The 20,644-nt window shown below is 70.0% G+C and carries 21 protein-coding genes; 15 read left to right on the top strand and 6 right to left on the bottom strand.

The window, feature by feature from the left end; all coding sequences use genetic code 11:
* The first annotated feature begins 278 nt into the window (after positions 1-278).
* From VFW66_06235 to VFW66_06205, 7 genes are all read left to right on the top strand, one after another.
* Entirely contained in the window at positions 279-1,403 is a 1,125-nt protein-coding gene (locus tag VFW66_06235; protein HEX5386275.1) for a hypothetical protein, read from the top strand.
* Between the two features lie 85 nt (positions 1,404-1,488).
* Positions 1,489-2,103 carry a superoxide dismutase gene (locus tag VFW66_06230; GenBank protein ID HEX5386274.1) on the top strand — a complete coding sequence of 205 codons (615 nt, stop codon included), beginning with the start codon at positions 1,489-1,491 and terminating at the stop codon, positions 2,101-2,103.
* Positions 2,100-2,573, top strand: a complete 474-nt coding sequence (locus VFW66_06225) for a redoxin domain-containing protein (GenBank protein HEX5386273.1) — start codon at positions 2,100-2,102, stop codon at positions 2,571-2,573. Before VFW66_06230 ends, VFW66_06225 begins: the two co-directional genes overlap by 4 nt.
* 108 nt (positions 2,574-2,681) lie before the next feature.
* Positions 2,682-3,170 carry a nuclear transport factor 2 family protein gene (locus VFW66_06220; protein HEX5386272.1) on the top strand — a complete coding sequence of 163 codons (489 nt, stop codon included), beginning with the start codon at positions 2,682-2,684 and terminating at the stop codon, positions 3,168-3,170.
* A 13-nt stretch (positions 3,171-3,183) separates the two neighbouring features.
* Complete coding sequence (locus VFW66_06215; protein ID HEX5386271.1) at positions 3,184-4,707, top strand: ATP-binding protein; 1,524 nt, start codon at positions 3,184-3,186, stop codon at positions 4,705-4,707.
* Positions 4,704-5,372, top strand: coding sequence for a response regulator transcription factor (locus tag VFW66_06210; GenBank protein ID HEX5386270.1), 669 nt, complete (start codon positions 4,704-4,706; stop codon positions 5,370-5,372). The genes VFW66_06215 and VFW66_06210 overlap by 4 nt, the downstream gene beginning before the upstream one ends.
* A gap of 1 nt (position 5,373) precedes the next feature.
* Positions 5,374-6,918 carry an ATP-binding protein gene (locus VFW66_06205; protein ID HEX5386269.1) on the top strand — a complete coding sequence of 515 codons (1,545 nt, stop codon included), beginning with the start codon at positions 5,374-5,376 and terminating at the stop codon, positions 6,916-6,918.
* Here VFW66_06205 and VFW66_06200 read toward each other — a convergent pair.
* Positions 6,896-7,282, bottom strand: coding sequence for a VOC family protein (locus tag VFW66_06200; protein ID HEX5386268.1), 387 nt, complete (start codon positions 7,280-7,282; stop codon positions 6,896-6,898). The genes VFW66_06205 and VFW66_06200 overlap by 23 nt on opposite strands.
* 54 nt (positions 7,283-7,336) lie before the next feature.
* Here VFW66_06200 and VFW66_06195 point away from each other — a divergent pair, with 54 nt between their 5' ends.
* From VFW66_06195 to VFW66_06165, 7 genes are all read left to right on the top strand, one after another.
* Positions 7,337-7,846 carry a MarR family transcriptional regulator gene (locus VFW66_06195; protein HEX5386267.1) on the top strand — a complete coding sequence of 170 codons (510 nt, stop codon included), beginning with the start codon at positions 7,337-7,339 and terminating at the stop codon, positions 7,844-7,846.
* 96 nt (positions 7,847-7,942) lie between these two features.
* Positions 7,943-8,650, top strand: a complete 708-nt coding sequence (locus VFW66_06190) for a TonB family protein (protein ID HEX5386266.1) — start codon at positions 7,943-7,945, stop codon at positions 8,648-8,650.
* Positions 8,651-8,707: 57 nt separating this feature from the next.
* Positions 8,708-9,457: a MotA/TolQ/ExbB proton channel family protein gene (locus VFW66_06185; protein ID HEX5386265.1), complete on the top strand. Its 750-nt coding sequence runs from the start codon at positions 8,708-8,710 to the stop codon at positions 9,455-9,457.
* Positions 9,438-9,905, top strand: a complete 468-nt coding sequence (locus tag VFW66_06180) for a biopolymer transporter ExbD (GenBank protein ID HEX5386264.1) — start codon at positions 9,438-9,440, stop codon at positions 9,903-9,905. The genes VFW66_06185 and VFW66_06180 overlap by 20 nt, the downstream gene beginning before the upstream one ends.
* A gap of 1 nt (position 9,906) precedes the next feature.
* Positions 9,907-10,320, top strand: a complete 414-nt coding sequence (locus tag VFW66_06175) for a biopolymer transporter ExbD (protein ID HEX5386263.1) — start codon at positions 9,907-9,909, stop codon at positions 10,318-10,320.
* Between the two features lie 632 nt (positions 10,321-10,952).
* The gene (locus VFW66_06170) at positions 10,953-11,186 is read left to right on the top strand and encodes an energy transducer TonB (GenBank protein ID HEX5386262.1); all 234 of its coding nucleotides are present in this window, start codon (positions 10,953-10,955) and stop codon (positions 11,184-11,186) included.
* Positions 11,186-12,679, top strand: a complete 1,494-nt coding sequence (locus VFW66_06165) for an amino acid permease (protein HEX5386261.1) — start codon at positions 11,186-11,188, stop codon at positions 12,677-12,679. The genes VFW66_06170 and VFW66_06165 overlap by 1 nt, the downstream gene beginning before the upstream one ends.
* Before the next feature lie 184 nt (positions 12,680-12,863).
* On the opposite strand, the gene VFW66_06160 is transcribed toward VFW66_06165, so the two are convergent.
* From VFW66_06160 to VFW66_06140, 5 genes are all read right to left on the bottom strand, one after another.
* Positions 12,864-13,790: a BadF/BadG/BcrA/BcrD ATPase family protein gene (locus VFW66_06160; protein ID HEX5386260.1), complete on the bottom strand. Its 927-nt coding sequence runs from the start codon at positions 13,788-13,790 to the stop codon at positions 12,864-12,866.
* Complete coding sequence (locus tag VFW66_06155; protein HEX5386259.1) at positions 13,775-15,274, bottom strand: sodium:solute symporter; 1,500 nt, start codon at positions 15,272-15,274, stop codon at positions 13,775-13,777. Before VFW66_06155 ends, VFW66_06160 begins: the two co-directional genes overlap by 16 nt.
* A gap of 105 nt (positions 15,275-15,379) precedes the next feature.
* Positions 15,380-15,748 carry an iron-sulfur cluster assembly accessory protein gene (locus VFW66_06150; GenBank protein HEX5386258.1) on the bottom strand — a complete coding sequence of 123 codons (369 nt, stop codon included), beginning with the start codon at positions 15,746-15,748 and terminating at the stop codon, positions 15,380-15,382.
* Between the two features lie 32 nt (positions 15,749-15,780).
* Entirely contained in the window at positions 15,781-17,559 is a 1,779-nt protein-coding gene (locus VFW66_06145) for a sodium:solute symporter family protein (protein ID HEX5386257.1), read from the bottom strand.
* The gene (locus VFW66_06140; protein ID HEX5386256.1) at positions 17,556-19,337 is read right to left on the bottom strand and encodes a glycoside hydrolase family 3 N-terminal domain-containing protein; all 1,782 of its coding nucleotides are present in this window, start codon (positions 19,335-19,337) and stop codon (positions 17,556-17,558) included. The genes VFW66_06145 and VFW66_06140 overlap by 4 nt, the downstream gene beginning before the upstream one ends.
* A 39-nt stretch (positions 19,338-19,376) precedes the next feature.
* On the opposite strand from VFW66_06140, the gene VFW66_06135 reads away from it, so the two are divergent.
* Positions 19,377-20,615, top strand: coding sequence for a DUF1343 domain-containing protein (locus VFW66_06135; GenBank protein ID HEX5386255.1), 1,239 nt, complete (start codon positions 19,377-19,379; stop codon positions 20,613-20,615).
* Positions 20,616-20,644 lie beyond the last annotated feature (29 nt).

Here is a 20,644-nt window from a genome sequence, read left to right as displayed (position 1 = left end):
CGAGGCAGGTTCGAGCGCTGCGGTCACGGTGCGCGGGTCCTTGGTTTCGCTGGTGGGTGGTTCGGCCGACGAGACGCGTCGCTCGTTGCAGATTCCCCGGCAGGTTGCGGAATACCCCCGAACCGCCGCCGGCGGGCTCGGCTCCAAGTGCGTCTCGCGCGGGCATCTGGCAAAATGTGATCCATAATAATCAGCGGGCGGTCGTCCCCGCGGGAGTCCCCCTCCACCCGGCCGGGGCAGGAGAGGTCAAGCCGTTGTCGATCAAGATCTTTCTCGTTATGTACGCGCTCCTCGTGGTCGAGGCCGCCCTGCTCGAGCCGCGCGCGGCCCGGCGGTGGGCGGCCGCCGCGCTGGTGCCGTTCGCGCTCGGCGTGGCGGCGTTCAAGGTGGCGGCGGGCGCGGGCGGCGTCGCGGTCGGGCGTGCAGGCGTGGTCGTCGATGGCGGGCTGTTGCTTGTGGGTGTCGCCCTCGCGATCGCCGCGATCCGGCTCGCGGGGCGCGGCGGAATCGAGGCCTCCGAGAAGAAGGGCGAGACGGCGGCTAGCGCGGGCCTCGGCGCGGGCCAAGTCCGCCTCGCGCCGCTCGCGGCGGCCCTGCTCGGCACGCTCGCTACCGTGTTCGCCGGGCGCGTGAGTCTCGTGTTCGCCGGGCTCGTCGTCGCGGCGGCGGCGGGCGGGTGGTGGCTTGACGGACACCGCGGCGTCGCCCGCGCGTTGGCACCCGCGCTTGTCATCACCGTGCTCCTCGGTCCCCTCCATCATCTCATGACGACCATCGCGGGCCCCGTCGGCCTGCGCATCTCGACACTTGCCAATGCGCCGTTCAGCGACGCGGCCGAGGTGCTGATTGCGCTTCCGCTCGCGCTCGCCGTGTGGCTTTCGCTGGGCCTCTGGCCGGTGCATGAGCTCGTGCCCGGCGCCGTGGTGGCGCCGGCCGCGGTCGTGGTGTGGGTGCGGGTCGGCATGCGCGCCGTGCCCGCGGGACTTGAGCATTGGCAGCCGCTCACGGCACCGCTCGCGATGCTCGGCATCTGGCACGCTGCGGCGACCCGCCGGCGATGCGAGGCGCTCGCCGGCCTCGCGCTGCTTGCCCTCGCGAGCCTCGTGCCCGGCAGCACGCCCGCGGCCGCGCTACTCGTCGGCGCGTCGACGGCAGTGGGATTGGATGAGCGGGGAGTGCGCCTCGGCCGCAACGGAGTCGCCGGCCTGCGTGCGCACCCGGGTGCCGCCGCTCGCGCGGCACGCATTGCAGTGACGCTCGCCGCGGGGTGGGGCATGCTGCTCGCGCTCGAGGCCGGGCTTCGCACTCAGGTCGTCTACACGGTGCTGGCCGCGGCGGGGCTCGCGTGCGCTGCAATGCGGAGCGCGCGTGACCCGACGGCGCGCACGGCGCGCGCGCGTTGACCCCATCCATGGCCAGTCACATATTTGCGGCTCGACAAGGGTTTACTCACTCGGTAGCCGAGCCATCACTCGAGGTAGCGCAGCCATGGCCTTTACCCTTCCCCCACTCCCCTACGCCTACAACGCCCTGGAGCCGTACATCGATGAAGAGACGATGCGGCTCCATCACGACAAGCATCACGCGGCGTACGTCAACAACCTCAACGCGGCGCTCGAGGGGCAGCCCTCGCTTCAGGGCAAGTCGCTCATGGAGCTGATCGGCAATCTCGGCGCGGTGCCGGAATCCATTCGCACGGCCGTACGCAACAACGGCGGCGGCGACGCCAACCACACGATGTTCTGGGAGATCATGCGCCCGGGCGGTGCCAAGGAGCCGGGCGGTCCGCTCGCGGCGGCAATCGACAAGACGTTCGGCGGGTTCGCCAAGTTCAAGGAACAGTTCGCCAAGGCGTGCGGCGGGCGGTTCGGCAGCGGGTGGGGCTGGCTCACCATGGACCGATCGGGTACGCTCGCGATCGAGAGCACTGCGAACCAGGACAGCCCCGTCATGGATGGCAAGACGCCGGTCATGGGGTGCGACGTCTGGGAGCATGCGTACTACCTCAAGTATCAGAACCGGCGGCCGGACTACGTCGCGGCGTGGTGGAACGTGCTCAACTGGACCGAGGTGGCGAAGCGCTACGACCAGGCCCGCAAGTGAGCGGGTCTCCCTCGACGCTGCCCGCCGTGGGCACGCCCGCGCCCGACTTCACGCTTCCGTCCACGTCGGGGCAGAACGTCACGCTCTCCGCTCTCCGTGGCAAGAACGTGTTGCTCGCGTTCTTTCCCCTCGCGTTCACCAGCACCTGCACGGCGGAGGTCTGCGAGCTCTCCGCCGATTACGGGCAATTCCGCGATGCCCGCACCGAGGTGCTGCCGATCAGCGTCGACTCCATCCCCACGCTGAAGGAGTTCAAGGCCAAGGAGCGGTTTTCGGTGGAGCTGCTGAGCGACTTCAAGCGCGAGGTGAGCCGGCGCTACGGCACCCTCATGGAGTCCACCTTCTTCTCCAACCGCGCGTACGTACTGATCGACCGCGATGGCATGGTGCGCTGGACCTACGCGGAGGACACCCCGAGCACGCGGCGGGAGGACGCCGAGCTGCTGGCGCAGATCCACGGGCTCGCGTAGCAGGGCCACGGCTGCACGTCGATCCGTCGCGGGCCCGATCCGTCGCGGGCCCGCGGCACCGGCGGCTTCGAGTATCTTTCGGCCGAATCATCTCGTTGACGGAGTTTCATGTTCCGCTTCCGCCGGGCGGCAATTGGACTGTGCCTGATCGGCCTCGCCGCATGCCGCATCGAGGACCACACGCCCACGGGCTCGCGGCGCGATGATGACGCCATCCAGCACCTGCTTGTCGCGTACACCCACGGATTGTCGACGCGGGACTGGCCCGCGCTCCGGGACCTCTTCTGGAAAGGCGCCACCTACGAGGTGGCAACGGCGGATGGGCCCGAGGTCCTGGGAATCGATTCGGCCCGCAGCGCGGTGCTCCCGCGCTGGGACCCGGCCGCGGGGCCGCCGTCGGACGTGCGCATCCTGCGCGCGGACACGCGACAGGAGGGGGATCTCGCCGCGGTCTGGCTGGTGAGTCGGGAGCGGGTGCCGCGCGCCGACCGGATGGTCGAGTCGGACCGGGTGGAGCATCTCGTCATGCGCCGCATCGGCACGGAATGGCGAATCCTCAGCGTCGCGCTCGCGACAGGCGCGCGGCGGCGATCATGAGGCAGCGCCTGCCGTGAGCACCGAGCTCGAGCTGCTGCGGGACGTCGGCAAGCTCCTCAACGCGGGGCTCGGGTTCGAGGCAACGGCACGCGCCCTCACCGAGCGGATGCGGGGCGGCCTTGGCGCGCGCACGGCCGCGCTGTGGGTGCGAGAGCCTGGCGGCACGCGGTTCCGGCCGATCGCGTCGCCGACCCGGAGCCCGGCCGAAGCGCTGGACGCCGGCCTGGCGGATGGCCCCGTCGAGTCACTCGCGCGGCTCCCTGCCGCGGGTCCGCAGACGATACGGGTTCCGCTCGCGCAGGATGGCGAGCAAGTCGGAATCCTGGAGGCCCGGTTTGCCGGCCCGCCGCCCGACGGCGCGCTCCTCGGCGTGCTGGCCGACCTGCTTACGCCGTGGCTCGTGGCCACCGAGCTCTCGGCCGATCTGGCGCACGAGGTCGCGATCCAGTCCCGCGAAATCGACGAGCAGCGCCGCTTCATCAGCCTCATCATCGACAGCCTGCCGGTGGGTCTCTACGTCGTGGACCGCGAGTACCGAATCCAGATCTGGAACCGCAACAGGGAAACAGGCACCCAGGGACTCCGGCGCGACGTGGTCGTGGGCCGGCCGGTGTTCGACGTGCTTACCCGCCAGCCGGCCGACGTGCTCCGGGCGGAATTCGACCGGGTGTTCGAGACGGGCGAGGCCACGCAGGAAGAGCTGGAGGTGAGCCGCGACGGCGCGACGCACTGGTATCGCATCAGCAAGACGCCCATGCGGCTTGGCGGCGATGCGATCACCCACGTCATCACCATCGGCGAGGACGTGACCGACGCACGCCTCACGCAGGCGCGCATTCTCCAGCACGAGAAGCTGGCCGCGATCGGTCAGCTCGCCGCGGGCGTCATGCACGAGATCAACAATCCGCTGGCGACGATCGGCGCCTGCGTCGCCGCAATCGAGGGCCGCCTCGATGAGTTCGCCGGCGCGGCCGCGCCCGCGGTGCGCGACTATCTCGGCATGATCGATCGCGAGGTGGACCGCTGCACCCGGATCGTGAACGGACTGCTCGACTTCAGCCGGCCCAAGGGCCGTGCGAAGCGGAAGGTGGTGCTCAACGCGGTGGTGGACGAGACGCTCTTCCTGCTCACCCATCACGCGCGCTTCGGCCAGCTCGAGGTGGCGCGCGAGCTCGACCCGGCGCTTCCACCCGCCCGCGCGAACGCCGAGCAGCTCGCGCAGGTGCTGATGGCGCTCATGCTGAATGCGGTGGACGCGATGGACGCGGGCGGCCGGCTCACCTTGCGAACCGGGTGCGGCGCGAGCGCGGCCGAGGTATATGTCGAAGTGATGGATACGGGTCCCGGCATCGCGCGGGCGGATCAGTCGAAGATCTTCGAGCCGTTCTACACCACCAAGCCGCCGGGCAAAGGCACGGGGCTCGGCCTTTCGATCTGTTACGGCATCGTCGCCGAGCATGGCGGCCGGATCGAGTTGGAAAGCCTGCCGGGGGCGGGGTCGACGTTTCGGGTGGTGCTCCCGGCGGCGGGCGCATGAAGGTGCTCGTGATCGAGGACGACCGCACGGTTGGCCAGTACGTGAAGCGTGGGCTCGAGGAGCACCTGATGCAGGCCGATCTGGTCGACGATGGGATGGAGGGGCTCCGCCTCGCGTCAGGCAGCCACTATGACCTGCTGGTGCTCGACCTCCGGTTGCCCGGCATGACCGGCTTCGAGGTGCTGCGCACGCTGCGCGACCGCGGCATCACGACCCCGATCCTCGTGCTCACGGCCCAGGATACGGTGGACTTCAAGGTGCAGGCGCTCCGCATGGGCGCGGACGACTACGTCACCAAGCCGTTCGCCTTCGAGGAGCTGCTGGCGCGGGTCGAGGCGCTGGGCCGCCGGCCCAAGGAGCTGCAGGCGCCGGTGCTCAAGGTGGCCGACCTCGAGCTCGACACCGCCACCCGCGGCGTGCGGCGTGCGGGCCATGCGATCGAGCTCACGCCCAAGGAATACACGGTGCTCGAGTACCTGATGCGCCACGCCGGGCGGGTCATGTCGCGCACCCTCATCACCGAATACGCCTGGGACTACCACTTCGATCCCGGCACCAACATCGTCGACGTCGTGATCAACCGGCTCAGGAAGAAGGTCGATTCGGGACACGCGCAGAAGCTGGTGCACACGGTGCGCGGAGTGGGATACGTGGTGAGGGAGTGACATGAGCTCGATCCGCCGCCGCCTCACGGTGTGGTACTCGGTGGCGCTCGGGCTCACCGTGCTGGCGTTCGGCACGGCCCTGTACTACGAGCGCCAGCAGGCGAGCCGGCACGAGCTGGACCGCAGGCTCACGATCGAAGCCGACGTGGCCACCCGCTGGCTGGTCGAATCGTACCGCGTACTTGGGCGGCTCGTGACCGACGCCCCGAGCCCCGCGCTCGACCCCGGCATCAGCGCCTACCTCGAGGCGTTCCGCGACTACCTCATTGTGGCCGACACTTCGGGCAACGTCGTGGGCCTCTCCGGCGTCACCCGCCCCCTCGCCGCCAGCGAATTCGAGCGGCTCTCGGCGCCGCTGCAGCCGCTCCGCGGCCCGCGCGCGAGCGGAGTCATCGACTTCGACCCGCCGCTCGGCTCGGTTCGCTATCTCGCGGTGCGGGTGGATTCCGCGGGCCCCGGCATCGGCGCGCTGCTGGTCGCGACCGCGACGGCCGAAGCGTCGTATGGGCCGAGTGCGCTGCTCGAGTCGATGCTGCTCATCGCGCCGCTCGTGCTGGCGGCGTCGCTTGCGCTGGGCTACTGGCTCGCACGGACCAGCGTGCAGCCGCTGCTCGGAATCATGGAGGAGGTCGAGGCCATTACCGACGGCCGCAGCCTGCACCGCCGGGTGGCGCTGCCGCCGGCAAGCGATGAGGTCGCGCGGGTCGCGGTGACGATCAACGGGATGCTCGCGCGGCTGGAGCAGAGCTTCGCGAGCCTCCGCCGTTTCACCGCCGACGCGAGCCACGAGCTCAAAACGCCGCTCATGGTGCTCCGCGCCGGTGTGGAGCGCGGACTCACCCATCCCCAGACCCCGCGCGAGGTCATGCAGTCGCTGGACGAGACACTCGAGCAGTTGAATCAGATGACGGAGATGGTCGACAACCTGCTCACCCTCGCTCGCGTCGACGAGGGCCGCGCACCGCTCAGCCTGGAGGAAGGCGATCTCCGCGAGGTCGTGGCCGACGTGTCGGAAACCGCGGGGATGCTGGGCGAAGACGCGCAGGTGGTCGTCTCGACCCGGATGCCGCCGGCGCCGGTGCGGCTTCCGATGGACCGGCACCGCATCCGGGAGATGCTGCTCAACCTCGTGACCAACGCGATCAAGTACACCCCACCCGGCGGCCAGGTCGGGTTGAGCCTGACGGAGGCCGACGGGGTCGTGACGCTCGTGGTGCAGGACACCGGCATCGGGATCGCGCCGGGCGACCTGCCGCACATTTTCGACCGATTCTGGCGGGCCGATCCGGCGCGCTCCCGGACCGGCGAGCGGGCCGGCACCGGCCTCGGTCTCGCGATCACGAAGTGGATCGCCGAGGCGCACGGCGGGGCGATTACGGTGCAGAGCCGGCCGGGGCGCGGGACGACCTTCACGGTGCGGCTGCCCGCCGCGGGCTCGGCTGCGCCCGCCGTGCCCCCGGCCGCCGACGCACGCGCAGACGGCGCGCCCGATGCCGTGCCGCAGGGCGCCGCCGATGGCGCAGCTAGCGCGGCACCTCGCTCATGAGCGCGAGATGATTGCCGTCGGGGTCGTCGAATTCGGCCAACCACACGTCGGAGGTCGGGAGCCGGGCGATGCGCTGCGGCGGCTGCGCGAAGGCGACGCCCGCGGCCGCGAGCGCCGCGTGGCTCGCCTGGATGTCGTGCGTGGCGAAGTAGACGACGGAGCCGCTCGGCGCGGGAGGTCCCGCGTGTCCCGCGCCGATCAGGAGCCGGATGCCGCCGCACTCGAAGAACGCCATCTGCGGCGGCGCGTCGAAGAGGAAAGGCAGGCCCAGCACGTCGCGATAGAACGCGACGGCCCGCGGCAGGTCGCGGACGGTGAGCGCAAGCTGCACGACGCGCTCGAGGCCGGGGGCGGCAGCGGTCATGGCGTCCTCCAGGGGAATGGGAATGATGGTTAGCAGTGCTAACGATCATACTGGATGACGCGGCCGCCCGCAAGCCGCGGCCCCCGCGACCTCGCCCCCCTTGCCGACCGGCTGCACTCGGCCGCGGTCCACCTCCTCCGGGGGCTCCGGCGGGTGGATGCGGCCACCGGCCTCTCGGCGCCCCGGCTCTCGGCGCTGTCGGTGCTCGTGTTCGGCGGTCCCTGTACCTTGCGCGCCCTGGCCGACGCGGAGCAGGTCCGGCCCCCGACGATGGTGCGGCTGGTCCAGGCGCTCGAGCAGCAGGGCCTGGTGGCGCGGCAGCCCGACCCGCACGACCGGCGTGCCATCCGCCTCAGGGCCACGGCGCGCGGCCGGCGCCTCCTCCAGCGCGGGCGGGCACGGCGCATCGCGTTGCTCGCGGGCGAGCTGCGGACCCTCGGCGACCCGGATCGTGCCACGCTGGCGCGTGCGGTCGATCTGCTCGATCAGGTGATGCACCACCTCGCGACGCACGGCAGCAGCGGTCACGCACCGGCCCGCACGGCACGCATTCGTAAGCGCTAATCCCGTTGTCACCGAATTGTCATCTTCGATCAACGACCCCGCCATCGGGCGGTGCTAGCTTCTCGCCGTCGAGTTCCCACCCAGGGAGGTCGTTGCGTGTTCGAAAACCTGCTCGAGTCAAAGGCGAAAAGGCAGCGGTCGTTCGGCCAGACGGTGCTCTCCCTGGCCGTGCATGGCGCGCTGATCTTTCTCGCCGTCAAAGCCACGCAAGGCGTGGCCGAGACCATCAAGGACAAGCCGGTGGACACCACGATGGTGTTCCTCAAGCCTCCGCCACCCCCGCCGCCGCCGCCCGAGCAGCCGCCACCGGAACAGGTCGTGACCGTGAATCCCCCGCCGAAGGGATTCCAGACCGTCGTGCCGCCGACCGAGATTCCCAAGGTGATCCCGCCGGTGGACCTGAAGCAGAAGGCGTTCGACCCCAAGGATTTCACCGGCAAGGGCATCGAGGGGGGCATCGCGACCGGCGTGGCGGGCGGTACGGGCCCGGTCGACGTGAAGGCCGAAGTGTTCACCGAGGCGCAGCTCGATGATCCGGCGCAACCGATCTCGCAGCCGCTGCCGCGCTATCCGCCCGTGCTCCAGAGCGCGGGGGTGGCGGGTCGGGTTGTCGTACAGTACATCGTGGACACGACGGGTCACGCCGAACCGCCGTCGTTCAAGGTGGTCTCGTCCACCAATAAGGCCTTCGAGGAGCCGGCCAAGGAGGCCATCATGAAATCGGTGTTCAAGCCGGCCCGGTTTCACGGAAGGCCGGTGCGGCAACTGGTGCAGCAGGCGATGTCGTTCAAGGTCGGTCAATAGTCACGCAGGCCGCGAGTAAACGCTCGCGCACACGTCGTCCGAGGAGACGCACATAACATGAATCTCGATCTCTTGAACCTGTGGCACACGATGGGCCCCTTCGCCAAGGGCATCGTCTTCGTGATGGCGATCATGTCGATCTACTCGCTCAGCATCGTGATCACGAAGCTGATCCAGGTGAAGCGCAGCGAGTCAGAGACGCGCCGCTTTGCACCACAGTTCTCCCGCGCGATCCAGGAGGAGAACCTCGATCAGGCGATCACGCTGGCGGAACGGAACAAGCGGAGCCACGTGTCCCGGGTGCTCGGCGAAGCGCTGGCCGAGGTAAAGCCGCTCCTGCGCGACCGCGCGACCATCACCGCGGCCGACATCAATTCGGCCGAGCGCGCGGTGGAGCGCCAGATGCTCATTACGCTCGCCGACTTCAAGCGCGGTCTCGGGGTGCTCGGCACGGTCGGCTCGACCGCGCCGTTCGTCGGTCTGCTTGGCACGGTCATGGGCATCGTGACCGCGTTCGTGGGCATGGCACAGCAGGGCGCGTCGGGCGGCCTGGCGGCGATCTCGGCCGGTATCGCGGAGGCGCTGATCACCACCGCGTTCGGCCTCATCGTCGCCATCCCGGCGGTCTGGGCCTACAACTACTTCACGACCAAGATCGAGAACCTCACGGTCGAGATGACCTACACGTCGAAGGAGCTCATCGACTACCTCATCAAGAGCGTCGGGAGCGAGTTCGGGCGTTCGATCTTCACCAAGGAGTTCCAGGCGCAGAAGGCGGTGAGCGGCAGTGGCCATATCCACCAGTAGTCCTAGCGCCGGCGTCACGTCGGTCAAGTCGGACATCAACGTGACGCCGATGATCGACGTCATGCTGGTGCTCCTGATCATCTTCATGATCGTGACGCCCCTTATCGCCGCTGGCTTCAAGGCGACGCTTCCCAAGGGCAAGAACCTGGACTCGCGCCCCGAGGGCGACAACGAGGTGGTGCTCGGCATCGACGAGAGCGGCCAGTACTTCCTCAATGGGCGGCCGCTGCCGGACGCTGCTCTCGCCGACCAGCTCCGGTCGATCTATGCCAGCCGGTCGGAAGACAAGATTCTTTACTTCAAGGCGGACAACCACCTCAAGTACAGCCGGATCCAGGACGCGGTCGAGACCGCCCGGCAGGCCGGGGTGCGCGTGATGTCGGCCATTACGGAGCCGGTCAAGGGCGGGATGTTCGGCGATCTGTCGCACGACAAGGAGAAGAAGTGACATGGCGATGACCACAGGATCGTCGGCGGCGGTGCAGTCGGACATCAACGTCACGCCGATGATCGACGTGCTCCTCGTGCTGCTGATCATTTTCATGATCACCCAGCCCCTCGGGCGGAAGGCCATCGACGTCCAGGTGCCGCCGCCCAATTCGACGACCGCGAGCACGTCGGCGAGCAACCAGATCGTGCTGCAACTGGCCAACGACGGTAGCTACGCCATCAACTCGCAGCCGGTGCCGAAGAGTCAGCTCGAGGCGCAGATCCACGCGGTGTTCGACAATCGCCCGGCCAAGCTGCTGTTCATCCAGGCCGGTCCCAACCGGATCTATCAGGACGTCATCGAGGCAATGGACATCGCACGGGGCGCCGGGGTCCAGATCATCGGCTTCACGCCGAGGGAAGCGAACCGGTAAGGCGGCCGCGCGGGGCGCGGCCCGTACGACCGGAGATGCGTCCGCCGATCCCGCCGTCGATGCGGCTTCCGCCGCGCCAACGCCATCGGGGAGCCCTCTGGCTCTCCGTGGCACTGCACGCGGCAGTTGTGCTCGTGCTCGTCTCAGACGCGGGGCGCGCATGGGTCCGGACGCGTGTGCCGGGCATCCCGGGCATGCCGCGCGGGGGCGCGGGCGGTGCCCGCGCCTCCGTCATGGCGTATATTGGCGGGCCGGCCGCGGACGGCGCGCCGGCGTCCGAGCATTCGTTATCTCCGGCCCGCGGCCCGGCGCCACGAGCCCGGCCGGCACCGACGCTCAAACGATCCGCGCCGCAGCCGCGTCCCAAGACACTCGAGCCCCGACCGGTCCCGGTCGCCGATGCGACGGCCGACACATTTTCCCGAGTCGATTCGGCCGCGCGGGCCGATACGGCGCCGCCGGTCGCGGGCGTCGGCGGGGCGGGCTCCGCGTCGGGGACCAGACCCGGTGAAGGCGGCGGTGCTGGTGGCGTGACGGATGGCAGTGCGGAGGGATCAGGGCGGGGGACGGGAACGGGGCCGGCCTTCGGGGGCGAACGCGGTCGGGGCACGGCGCCGGAGCCGCGACAACTCGTGTTGCCGCCGCCCGATGCACCCTCCTCGTTGCGCGGCACGCAGGTCGAGGTCACCTTCTTCGTCGGTCCCGATGGCGCCGTTGACCGCGTGACCATCACGCCGGCCATCCGTGACGGCGGCTTTGCCCGAAAGTTCGAGGAGACGATGCGCAACTACCGATTCCGGCCCGCCCGGTCTCCGGCGGGCGCGCCGGTTCCCGGCTCGACCACGATCACCGTGTCCTTCTTCTAATGCGCCAACTCTTCCAGCGAAAGCCGATCAGCCAGCTGCTCGCTGAGGGCGACAACCCGAACGCGCTCAAGCGCGCGCTCGGGGCGGGCGATCTCATCATGCTCGCGATCGGGGCCGTGATCGGCGCGGGCATCTTCAGCGCCATCGGCACGGCGGCGGCGGGGCAGCTGGACGCGGCGGGCAACGTCGTCCGGGTCGGCGCCGGACCGGCGCTCGTGCTCTCGTTCGTGCTGCTGGGATTTGCCTGCGCCCTCGCCGGGCTCTGTTACGCGGAGCTCGCCGCGATGATTCCGCAGGCGGGGAGCGCGTACGCATACACCTATGCCACGCTGGGCGAGCTGGTGGCGTGGATCATCGGGTGGGACCTGATCCTGGAGTACGCGGTCGGCAACGTCGCGGTGGCCATCTCCTGGGGCGGGTATTTCAGCAACCTGCTCGGCTCCATCGGCGCGCAACCGCCGGTATGGCTCACGACCGGATACCGGACGGCCCTGCTGAGCCCGGATCCGGCCGTGCACGGTCTCCTTTATTCTGCGCCGCGGGTGGCCGGCGTGCCGGTGCTGCTCAACGTGCCCGCGTTCGCCATCGTCATGCTGATCACCTGGCTCCTGCTCCGCGGCGTACGTGAGAGCGCGCGCGCGAACAACATCATGGTGACCATCAAGCTGCTGGTGCTCGCGCTCTTCGTGGTGGCGGGGCTCACCCACATCGATCCGGCCAACTACCACCCATTCGCGCCGAACGGCTTCCGGGGCATCCACCAGGGCGCGGCGATCGTCTTCTTCGCCTACATCGGATTCGACGCGATCTCGACCGCCGCCGAGGAAACCAAGAATCCGCAGCGCAACCTGCCGATTGGCATCCTGGGCGGCCTCGCGGTGTGCACGGTGATCTACATCGTGATCGGCGCGGTGCTTACCGGCATGGTGAAGTATCAGAAGCTCGCGGTGGCCGATCCGCTGGCGGAGGCGCTCAACCTCGCCGGCTACACCACGGTCGGCTGGATCATCTCGCTCGGCGCGGTGGTCTCGATGGCCGCCGTGCTGCTGGTGTTCCAGTACGGGCAGCCGCGCATTTTCTTCTCCATGGCGCGCGACGGACTGCTCCCCTCCTGGGCCGCCAAGGTGCACGGCCGCTTCCGCACCCCCTACGTCACGACGCTCATCACCGGCGTCCTCGTGGCACTCGCGGCGATGGTGGGCGACGCGGGAGAAACCTACGACCTCACCAACATCGGCACCCTCTTCGCGTTCGCGCTGGTCTCGATCGGCGTGCTCGTGCTGCGCTACAAGGAACCGGAGCGCCACCGCCCATTCCGGGTGCCGTTCGTCTGGCCGGTCTCGATCATATCGGCCTTGCTCTGCGTCTTCGTCATGAAGGGACTGCCCCACCAGGCTTGGGAGCGCTTTGGGCTCTGGCTCGCGATCGGGCTCGTGCTCTACTTCGGATACGGCTACTGGCGCAGCAGACTGCACGTCGGAAACGTGACGTAGCTCACGTCAGCATCCCCACCTCGACTCCTATCCTACATCGCTCGCCGGCCGGGGCTCCGCTCCACGCTCAGGCGAGCCGCGCAGGGCCACTGGTGGTTGTCAGGGCTGGAAGTGGGGATGGATGGTGGTGGTGGCTGGGTCGTTCCACCAGTGACCCGCGTGTGCGGCGCGGCGGTTAGCCCCCCTAGCGGATCGCACGTTCATCGCCGCCGGCATCGAGCCGGCGGGCCAATGCCAGCGCACCAAGCGCCGCGTCCGCCGTCTGCTCCATGACGCGTACGCCCGCTCCGCCGTCGAGCTTCTGCCGCACCGCGCGCCGGAGGCCGGCGCTCGATTCGAGCAATCCACCGGCGAGCACCACCGGAATCGCGCCGTTGCCTTGGAGCAGCGGCCGGAGACAGAGCGCGAGCTGAGACAGCTCGCGCGCCGCATAGTCTGCAATGCCCTGCGCGACGACGTCGCCCTGTGCCGCCACCTCCAGCACATGCGGTGCGAGTGCGGCGACCTCGGCCGCATTGGCACCCGCCGCCCAGCGGACCAGAGCGTCGAAGTCTTCGCTCCGGGTGGCGGCGAGCAGCCGATCGCTCAACGCCGTCGCGGGTCCACGCCCATCCCGCGCGCGACTCACGGTGCCAAGCGCGGCGCGGCCGATCGCGTAGCCGCTCCCCTCGTCGCCCATCTGCCAGCCGTAGCCGCCCATGCGGACGAGCGCGCCATCCGCCCCCCGGCCCGCCGCGACACTGCCGGTCCCTCCGCTCACCACCATCCCCGGCGCCTCGCCGAACGCGGCCGCGAGCGCAATCTCGATGTCGGTCGTCACAACGACGCGCCGCGCGACGCCTTCACTTCGGAGCGCTGCCCCTAGCTCCTCCCGTTCCGGCGCGCGGCCCGCACCGGCCGCACCGACCACGAGCAGCTCCGCCTGCGGACGGCGCGCCTCGGCCAGCGCGTGCCGGGCCACATCGGTGATCGTGGTGGCGCTCGCGAGCGCGCGGCCCGGCCGCATCGCCGCGCCCGGTCCGGTGGTGCGGGCAAGCACGGTCTCTCCCTCGGCCACCACGGCGCTCGTTTTGCTGCCGCCCGCGTCGACGCCGATCAGGACTCGATCCATATCGCCTTTCCCCGCGCCGGCGCCGGCGCGAATCGGCCGGCAAGAAGGGCCACGCCCACGGTGAGCAGCGTGCCGAGCGGCACGTACCAGGGCCACGCGAGCCGCGCGGCCGGCGTGAGCCAGCCCAACCCCGGCTGCCGCGCGAGCGCGCTCGCAAAGAACACGACGAGCATCACGGCGAGCGATACGACCACTCCGGCGATGACGTCGCGGCCGGACGCGCGCGACCACTTGCCGGCGAGCACGTAGGCGCCGAGCAGCCCGCCGTACGCGATCGAGGCAACCGAGAGCGCGAGTACCACCACCGGCGTCCGCCCCTCGGAATCGAACGCATAGAAGAGCAGCGCGCCGGCCATGAGCAGGATGGCCCATGCGGCCGAGAACAGGCGTCCCACCCGCAGCAGGTGCACCGGGTCGCGCCGGCCGGTCCAGCCCACGTAGAGATCGTGCGTGAGCGACGAAGCCAGTGCGTTGATGGCCGAGCTGTGGGTGCCCATGGCGGCGGCCAGGATGCCGGCGACGACGAGTCCCGCGAGTCCTGCCGGCAGGCGCTCGATCACAAAGCGGGGGAAGATCTGATCCGACGCCGCCGAGGCCGGTACGGCCGCCGCCGCCCAGATTGCGGTGCCGACGAGCAGGAAAAGCAGGAACTGCGCGAATACCGCGAAGCCCGATCCCACGAGGGCGGTGCGCGCGTCGCGGAGCGAGCGGGAGGCGAGCAGCCGTTGCACGATGAGGTGGTCGGTGCCATGTGAGGCCGCCGAGAGCATCGCGCCGCCGATGAGGCCGCCAAGGAGGGTGTAGGTGCGCGTAAAGCTGATCGTCGGATCGATCATGCGAAGCTTGCCCATCTCGGCCGCCTGCGCCAGCACCATTTCGACGCCGCCGGCGAGGTGGCATGCGATGGCGAGCGCCACGACCCCGCCCGCGACGTACACGCTCAACTGAAACACGTCGGCCCAGACCACGGCCTTGAAGCCGCCGAACCAGGTGTACACCATCGTCACCGTGCCGATGACGAGGATCGAGACCGGTGCACTCCAGCCGGTCACGAGCGCCAGCGGAATCGCGCTGGCGAAGATCCTGACGCCGTCACCGAGGAACCGGGTTACGAGAAAGATCCCGGACATCGTGCGCCGGGTCCCCGTGCCGAAGCGCGAGCCGAGCCGCGCGTACGCGGTCTCCTGCTCGCCCCGAAAGTAGCCGGGCAGAAGCCACACGGCGACGGCGATCCGTCCGATGATGAAGCCGAGCGCGAGCTGGAGAAAGGTGAGATCGCCGCGGGCGCCGGTGCCCGGGATCGAGATGACCGTGATGGCCGAGGTCTCGGTGGCGACAATGGAGAGCAGGATGGCCCACGCCGGAAGGTCGCGCGCGCCGAGGAAGTAGTCGCCCGCGGTGCGCGGGTTGCGCGCAACCCAGAGCCCCACGCCGAGCGACGTGGCACAGTAGGCGAGAATGACGAAGAGATCGAGGGAGGACAAGGCCGAAGCGTACACGGAAAGTCACGAACGGTAAACGGGGGCCCCGAATCCGAGGCCCCCGTTTCTCGAGTCACGACCGGTGCAGCGCGCGCACCCTCGCCGCGGTCAGGCGGTAAAGCTGCTCCCGCAGCCGCAGCCGCCGGTGGCGTTCGGGTTGCTGAAGGTGAAGCCGGAGCCCTGCATCGACGAGACGTAGTCTACGGTGACGCCGTTCAGGTACTGCGCGCTGAACCCGTCCACGAACACCCGCACGCCGCCCGCCTCGAACGTCAGGTCGTCCTCGAGCGGACGCTCCTCGATGTTGAGGCTGTACTTGAAGCCCGAGCAGCCGCCCGGGAGCACGCTCACCCGGAGACCGGCCGTGTCGGCCGGCACCTGCTCGGCGGCGATGAACTTGAGCACCTCTTGCGCGGCGCGAGACGTAATCGTGAGGGCAAACCCTGCTGCCGGCGCCTGCTGCTCGATGCTGCTCATTGCGACACTCCTCCGCTGATTCTCGGCGAAAGCTAGAGAGTGGCCGGTGCGGTGTCAACGCGGGCGGTGAGCTGCGGATCGGCGCGCAAGTTACGCTGGATCAACACGAAGGCGGCGACCGCTATGGTGAGATACACCACGCCCGATCCGCGCCTCCCCGTCACGAGCGCGCCGGTGCCGAACACCGCCGCGTAGACCGCCACGACGCCCGCGGCCCAGTTCATCCATGAGAGCGCGCCGCCCGGGATCGGATCGTCTCCGTAACCCAGTCGCTTGGAGACCCGGCGCCACCCCGCGCCGCCGGGCCGCACCCGGCGGTAGAACCGCTCCAGCGTCTCGGCCGACTCGGGCGCGGTAGCGAAAGTCGCGGCGAGCCAGACGACAGTGGTGACAGCCACCGTCCCCAGCATCGCGAACGCGTAGTCGGTGCTCGACGTATTGCCCGTGTCCACCCGCGCGAGCTGCAACGCCACCGCGGTGACGAAGGACGCCGTCATCGCGCTGATCTCGGACCAGGCGTTGATGCGCCACCAGTACCAGCGGAGGATGAGCACGAGTCCCGTGCCCGCGCCGAGACCGAGGATGAGCTTCCAGCCCTGCTCGACGTCGGAGAGAAACGCCATGACGACGAGCGAGAGGGTCATCATGAGGCCCGTGGCGATGCGCGAGGCCAGCACCTGCGCGCGCGGGCTCGCACCGGGGCGGATGAAGCGAAGATAGACGTCGTTGACGAGGTACGATGCGCCCCAGTTGAGGTGGGTGCTGATCGTGCTCATGTAGGCGGCCGCGAATGCGGCGAGCAGCAGTCCCTTGGCCGGCGACGGTAATACGTCCACCATCACCCGCACGAACCCTTCCTCCGGGTTGGCGAGCCCGGGGTAGCGCAGCACGCTCACGAAGCCGACGAGAATCCAGGGCCAGGGGCGCAGCGCGTAGTGCGCGATGTTGAACCAGAGCGTCGCGAGCAGGCCCTGGCGCTCGTCTCTGGCCGAGAAGATTCGCTGCGCGATGTAGCCGCCGCCGCCCGGCTCGGCGCCCGGATACCAGGCCGCCCACCACTGCACTCCCAGAAAGACGAGCAGCGTCGAGAGCGGGAGCCATGCCTGGTGCGCCGGCGGCAGCACGCTGAACGCGGCCTGGGGCGAGCCGAAGTGCTCCGCGCTCTTCGTGACCAGCACGTCGAGGCCGCCCACCGAGTTCACGGCGAGCACGGCGAGCAGGATCGTTCCCCCCATCGCCACGCAGAACTGAAACGCGTCGGTCACGATGACGCCCCAGAGGCCGGAGAGCGTGCTGTAGATGGCGGTGAGGGCAAAGAGCGCGAGCGCCGCGGCCCAGGGGTTCACGTGCAGGGTGATTTCGAGGATGGTCACCATCGCTCGGGTGACCCAGCCCATGATGATGAGGTTGATCGGCAGCGCCAGGTAGAGCGCGCGGAACCCCCGGAGCACCGCGGCCGGCCGGCCGCCGTAGCGCAGCTCCGCGAACTCGACGTCGGTGATGACGCCCGCGCGCCGCCAGAGCCGCGCAAAGAAGAACACGGTGAGGATTCCGGAGATCGCGCCGTTCCACCAGAGCCAGTTGCCGGCGACGCCGTAGCGCGCGACGAGCCCGGCCACGGCGAGCGGCGTGTCGGCCGCGAAGGTGGTGGCGACCATGCTCGTCCCCGCGAGCCACCAGGGGAGCGAGCGGCCGGAGACGAAATATTCCGCCAGCGACTTGCCCGCCGTACGGGTGTACGCCAACCCGATGGCGGCGGAGATGGCGAAGTACGCGGCGATGATGAGCCAGTCGCCGGCGGCGAGCGTCATCGGCGCTCCGAGGTGAGGGTGGGTGTTCCCCCGCGGCGGGTCTCGGGCCGATCGAGGCCGGCGCCGAGCGGAAACGCGGGCGGGATGGAGATCGGCAGCCGGCCGCCGATCGCTGCACCGCTCAATGCGCGGGCGGCGGCGGTCTCGCTGATCGGGTTCGCCGACCAGGCGATGAGATAGGTGCCGACCGCCGGCGTCTGCCGAATGATGTAGGGCGAGCCGAGGGACAGCAGCACGGTGGCACGGCTGCGGGCCGTCGCGTTGATGAGCGCCGCGAGTGCATCGGGGATCGCTACGCGCGCGTTGCCGGCGATCGCTCGGACGGCGACGGCAAAGAGCGCGGTACCCGCGCCGCCGAGGAGCGCGCGTGCCGAGTCGTAGCTCGCGGGTCCGCTCGCGGGCCAGAGGCGGAATAGCGCCACCGTGTCGCCTGCATCGCGAAGACCTGCGGCGAGTGCGTGGCCCACCGGAATCTGCGGCTCCTCACCGTACGCCACGAGCGCAACGCGCCGGGGCGCGCTCCGGAGGCTGTCGAGCGCGCCGGCACCGTCGTCGAGCAGTACGATCGAGCGGGTCGCGACGCCGCTCGCGACGGCGAGATGTTCCGCGCTCCCCACGGCGCGGGAGACGCCGTCGAGCGGTACCGTGCGATGGCGAAAAAGTCCCGCGCGATGCTTCATCGCGAGTACCCTGCGCACTGACCGGTCGAGGCGCGCACGGGTAATCCGGCCGTCGCGCACCGCGCGCACGATCGCGTCGACGGCGCCGTCGGGATCAGCCGGCTGGAGCAGCAGGTCGGCGCCCGCCATGAGGGCGAGCACCGGCGCGTCGTCCGCGCCCCAGCCCCGGACCAGGCCGGCCATGTCGAGCGCGTCGGTCACGACGAGGCCGCGGAACCCGAGCGAATCGCGCAGCACGCCGGTGAGCATGCCGGGGTCGATCGTGCCGGGCTCGGTGCGCCCGCCATCGAGCGCCGGCACCGCGATGTGGGCCGACATGACGCCCGCCGCACCCGCCGCGATCGCTGCGCGGAACGGGACCAGCTCGAGCGAATCGAGGCGCGCCCAGTCGGCGTGGATCACCGGGAGCGACAGGTGCGAGTTGATATCGGTGTCCCCGTGACCGGGGAAATGCTTGACGGTGGCGAGGACCCCGTGCTCCTGCATGCCGCGCACCTCGGCCGAGACGAACCGCGCCACTGCCCGCGGGTCGGCGCCGAAGGAGCGGACGTTGATGATCGGATTGTCGGGATTGCTGTTCACGTCGGCCACCGGCGCGAAGGCGAGCCGGATGCCGACGGCGCGCCCCTCCTCCGCGGTCACGCGGCCCATGGCGTACGCGTCGGATTCCCTGCCGCCGGCGGCCACGCCCATATTGGTGGGGAATGCCGTGCCGCCTGCGAGCCGCCGCGCGGTTCCCTCCTCGAGGTCCGAGGCGATGAGGAGCGGCAACCGCGAGCGCCGCTGCAATCGGTTGAGCCTGGCCGCGATATCGAGCGGCGAACCAACCGAGACAATGAGACCGCCCACGTGCAGCGAATCCACCCAGCGCCGCACCGTCGCCCCCGATGGGTCGTCGGCGGATGCGTAGGTGCCCGGCAGCCACGGCATCACGAGCTGCGCGGCGCGGTCGTGGAGCGAGAGGGTGGCGAGGATTCGATCGACGGCGGGGTCGGGGGCTTGCGCCTCCACCGCCTGCGCCGCGCGAACCGGCGCGACGCCGAACGAGGCCAGTGCGCCGGCAGCGAGCGCCCACGGCGCGAGGGATCTCAGGTGCACCGACAACCGCACGGACGATTCATACGAGGATGGCTCGTGATGTGGAGCGCCGCCTGCGCGGCATGCGGCGCCGGGCCCGGGCAACTCCCGGCGTCAGCGCGGCAGCAGGCGGTGCGTCCGGGAATCGAAGTGCTGCTCTCCGACAGCATGCACCTCGTGCGCGGGCGCCGAGTCGGACTCGTGACCAATCAATCCGGCGTCGATTCGCGCGGCCGCCGCGATGTGGACCGGTTGCTCGCCGCGGGCGTGCGGGTGACTGCACTCTTCGGGCCGGAGCATGGCTTCAACGGCCGCCTCGACGTCGACACCCGGCCGGCGGGTGCGGTCGAGCGCGATTCCGCCACCGGCCTCCCGGTCTACGCGCTGCACGATGGCGTTCGCCCCATCGGCCCGACCCCGGCGATGCTCGCCGACATCGACATCCTGCTGCTCGATTTGCAGGACGCGGGGGCCCGCTACTACACCTATGCGGCCACGGCGGTGCTGGTGATGCAGTCGGCCGCCACGGCGCGTATCCCCGTGGTCGTGCTTGACCGGCCCGATCCCATCGGCGGGCTGGTGCAGGGCAACGCACTCGACTCGGCGACGCCTTCGGCGGTGGCTCGCCTGCCGGTCGCGATGCGGCACGGCATGACCTTGGGAGAGCTGGCGCGGCTCGCGAACGGGGTGCTCGGCCTGGGCGCCGACCTCACCGTGGTGCCGGTGGCGGGCTGGCGCCGCACGATGGCGCTGGATCAAACCGGGCTCCCCTTGGTGCCGCCCAGCCTCAATCTACGCAGCATGGAGAGCCTGTTCCATTACCCGGGGCTCTGTCTGTTCGAGGGAACGGCGCTGTCGGTCGGTCGAGGGTCGGACGCGCCCTTCGAGCAGATCGGCGCGCCGTGGCTCGACGCCGCGGGCGTGGTTGCGGCACTCGGTGAAGCGCCGATGGGCGGCGTCCGCTTCTCCGCCGTACGCTTCACTCCTGATCACCCGGGCGACGGCAAGTTCGATGGACAGCGCCTGAACGGCATCCGTCTCCACGTCACCGACCGCGCCCGCTACGACCCCACCGCTACCGCCGTGTATCTGCTGAGCGCCATCACCGCCCGTCACCCGGGTCGGATCGCGCTCGACTCGGCCCGCTTCGATCGGCTGGCGGGCGGGCCCGCGCTGCGCCAGGCGCTCGAACGCGCCGAGGACCCGGCTGCCATCGTTCGTTCGTGGGAGCCGGCGCGCCGGCGCTTTCTCGAGCGCCGCCGGCCTTACCTTATCTATGGCGATGTCCCGGCGAGATAATCCCCTCCTCTCGGATTGCCCTAAGCGGT

This window comes from Gemmatimonadales bacterium (genome assembly GCA_036279355.1).
In the GTDB taxonomy this organism is placed as follows: Bacteria; Gemmatimonadota; Gemmatimonadetes; order Gemmatimonadales; family GWC2-71-9; genus DASQPE01.
The sequence above is the reverse complement of the archived record's forward strand: the minus strand, read 5'-3'. Positions and strand labels throughout refer to the sequence as shown.

Coding starts and splice junctions, on each gene's coding strand:
- VFW66_06235 (HEX5386275.1), top strand. CDS start 279: ATGTACGCGCTCCTCGTGGTCGAGGCCGCCCTGCTCGAGCCGCGCGCG.
- VFW66_06230 (HEX5386274.1), top strand. CDS start 1,489: ATGGCCTTTACCCTTCCCCCACTCCCCTACGCCTACAACGCCCTGGAG.
- VFW66_06220 (HEX5386272.1), top strand. CDS start 2,682: ATGTTCCGCTTCCGCCGGGCGGCAATTGGACTGTGCCTGATCGGCCTC.
- VFW66_06210 (HEX5386270.1), top strand. CDS start 4,704: ATGAAGGTGCTCGTGATCGAGGACGACCGCACGGTTGGCCAGTACGTG.
- VFW66_06205 (HEX5386269.1), top strand. CDS start 5,374: ATGAGCTCGATCCGCCGCCGCCTCACGGTGTGGTACTCGGTGGCGCTC.
- VFW66_06200 (HEX5386268.1), bottom strand. CDS start 7,282: ATGACCGCTGCCGCCCCCGGCCTCGAGCGCGTCGTGCAGCTTGCGCTC.
- VFW66_06195 (HEX5386267.1), top strand. CDS start 7,337: ATGACGCGGCCGCCCGCAAGCCGCGGCCCCCGCGACCTCGCCCCCCTT.
- VFW66_06185 (HEX5386265.1), top strand. CDS start 8,708: ATGAATCTCGATCTCTTGAACCTGTGGCACACGATGGGCCCCTTCGCC.
- VFW66_06175 (HEX5386263.1), top strand. CDS start 9,907: ATGGCGATGACCACAGGATCGTCGGCGGCGGTGCAGTCGGACATCAAC.
- VFW66_06165 (HEX5386261.1), top strand. CDS start 11,186: ATGCGCCAACTCTTCCAGCGAAAGCCGATCAGCCAGCTGCTCGCTGAG.
- VFW66_06160 (HEX5386260.1), bottom strand. CDS start 13,790: ATGGATCGAGTCCTGATCGGCGTCGACGCGGGCGGCAGCAAAACGAGC.
- VFW66_06150 (HEX5386258.1), bottom strand. CDS start 15,748: ATGAGCAGCATCGAGCAGCAGGCGCCGGCAGCAGGGTTTGCCCTCACG.
- VFW66_06145 (HEX5386257.1), bottom strand. CDS start 17,559: ATGACGCTCGCCGCCGGCGACTGGCTCATCATCGCCGCGTACTTCGCC.
- VFW66_06135 (HEX5386255.1), top strand. CDS start 19,377: ATGTGGAGCGCCGCCTGCGCGGCATGCGGCGCCGGGCCCGGGCAACTC.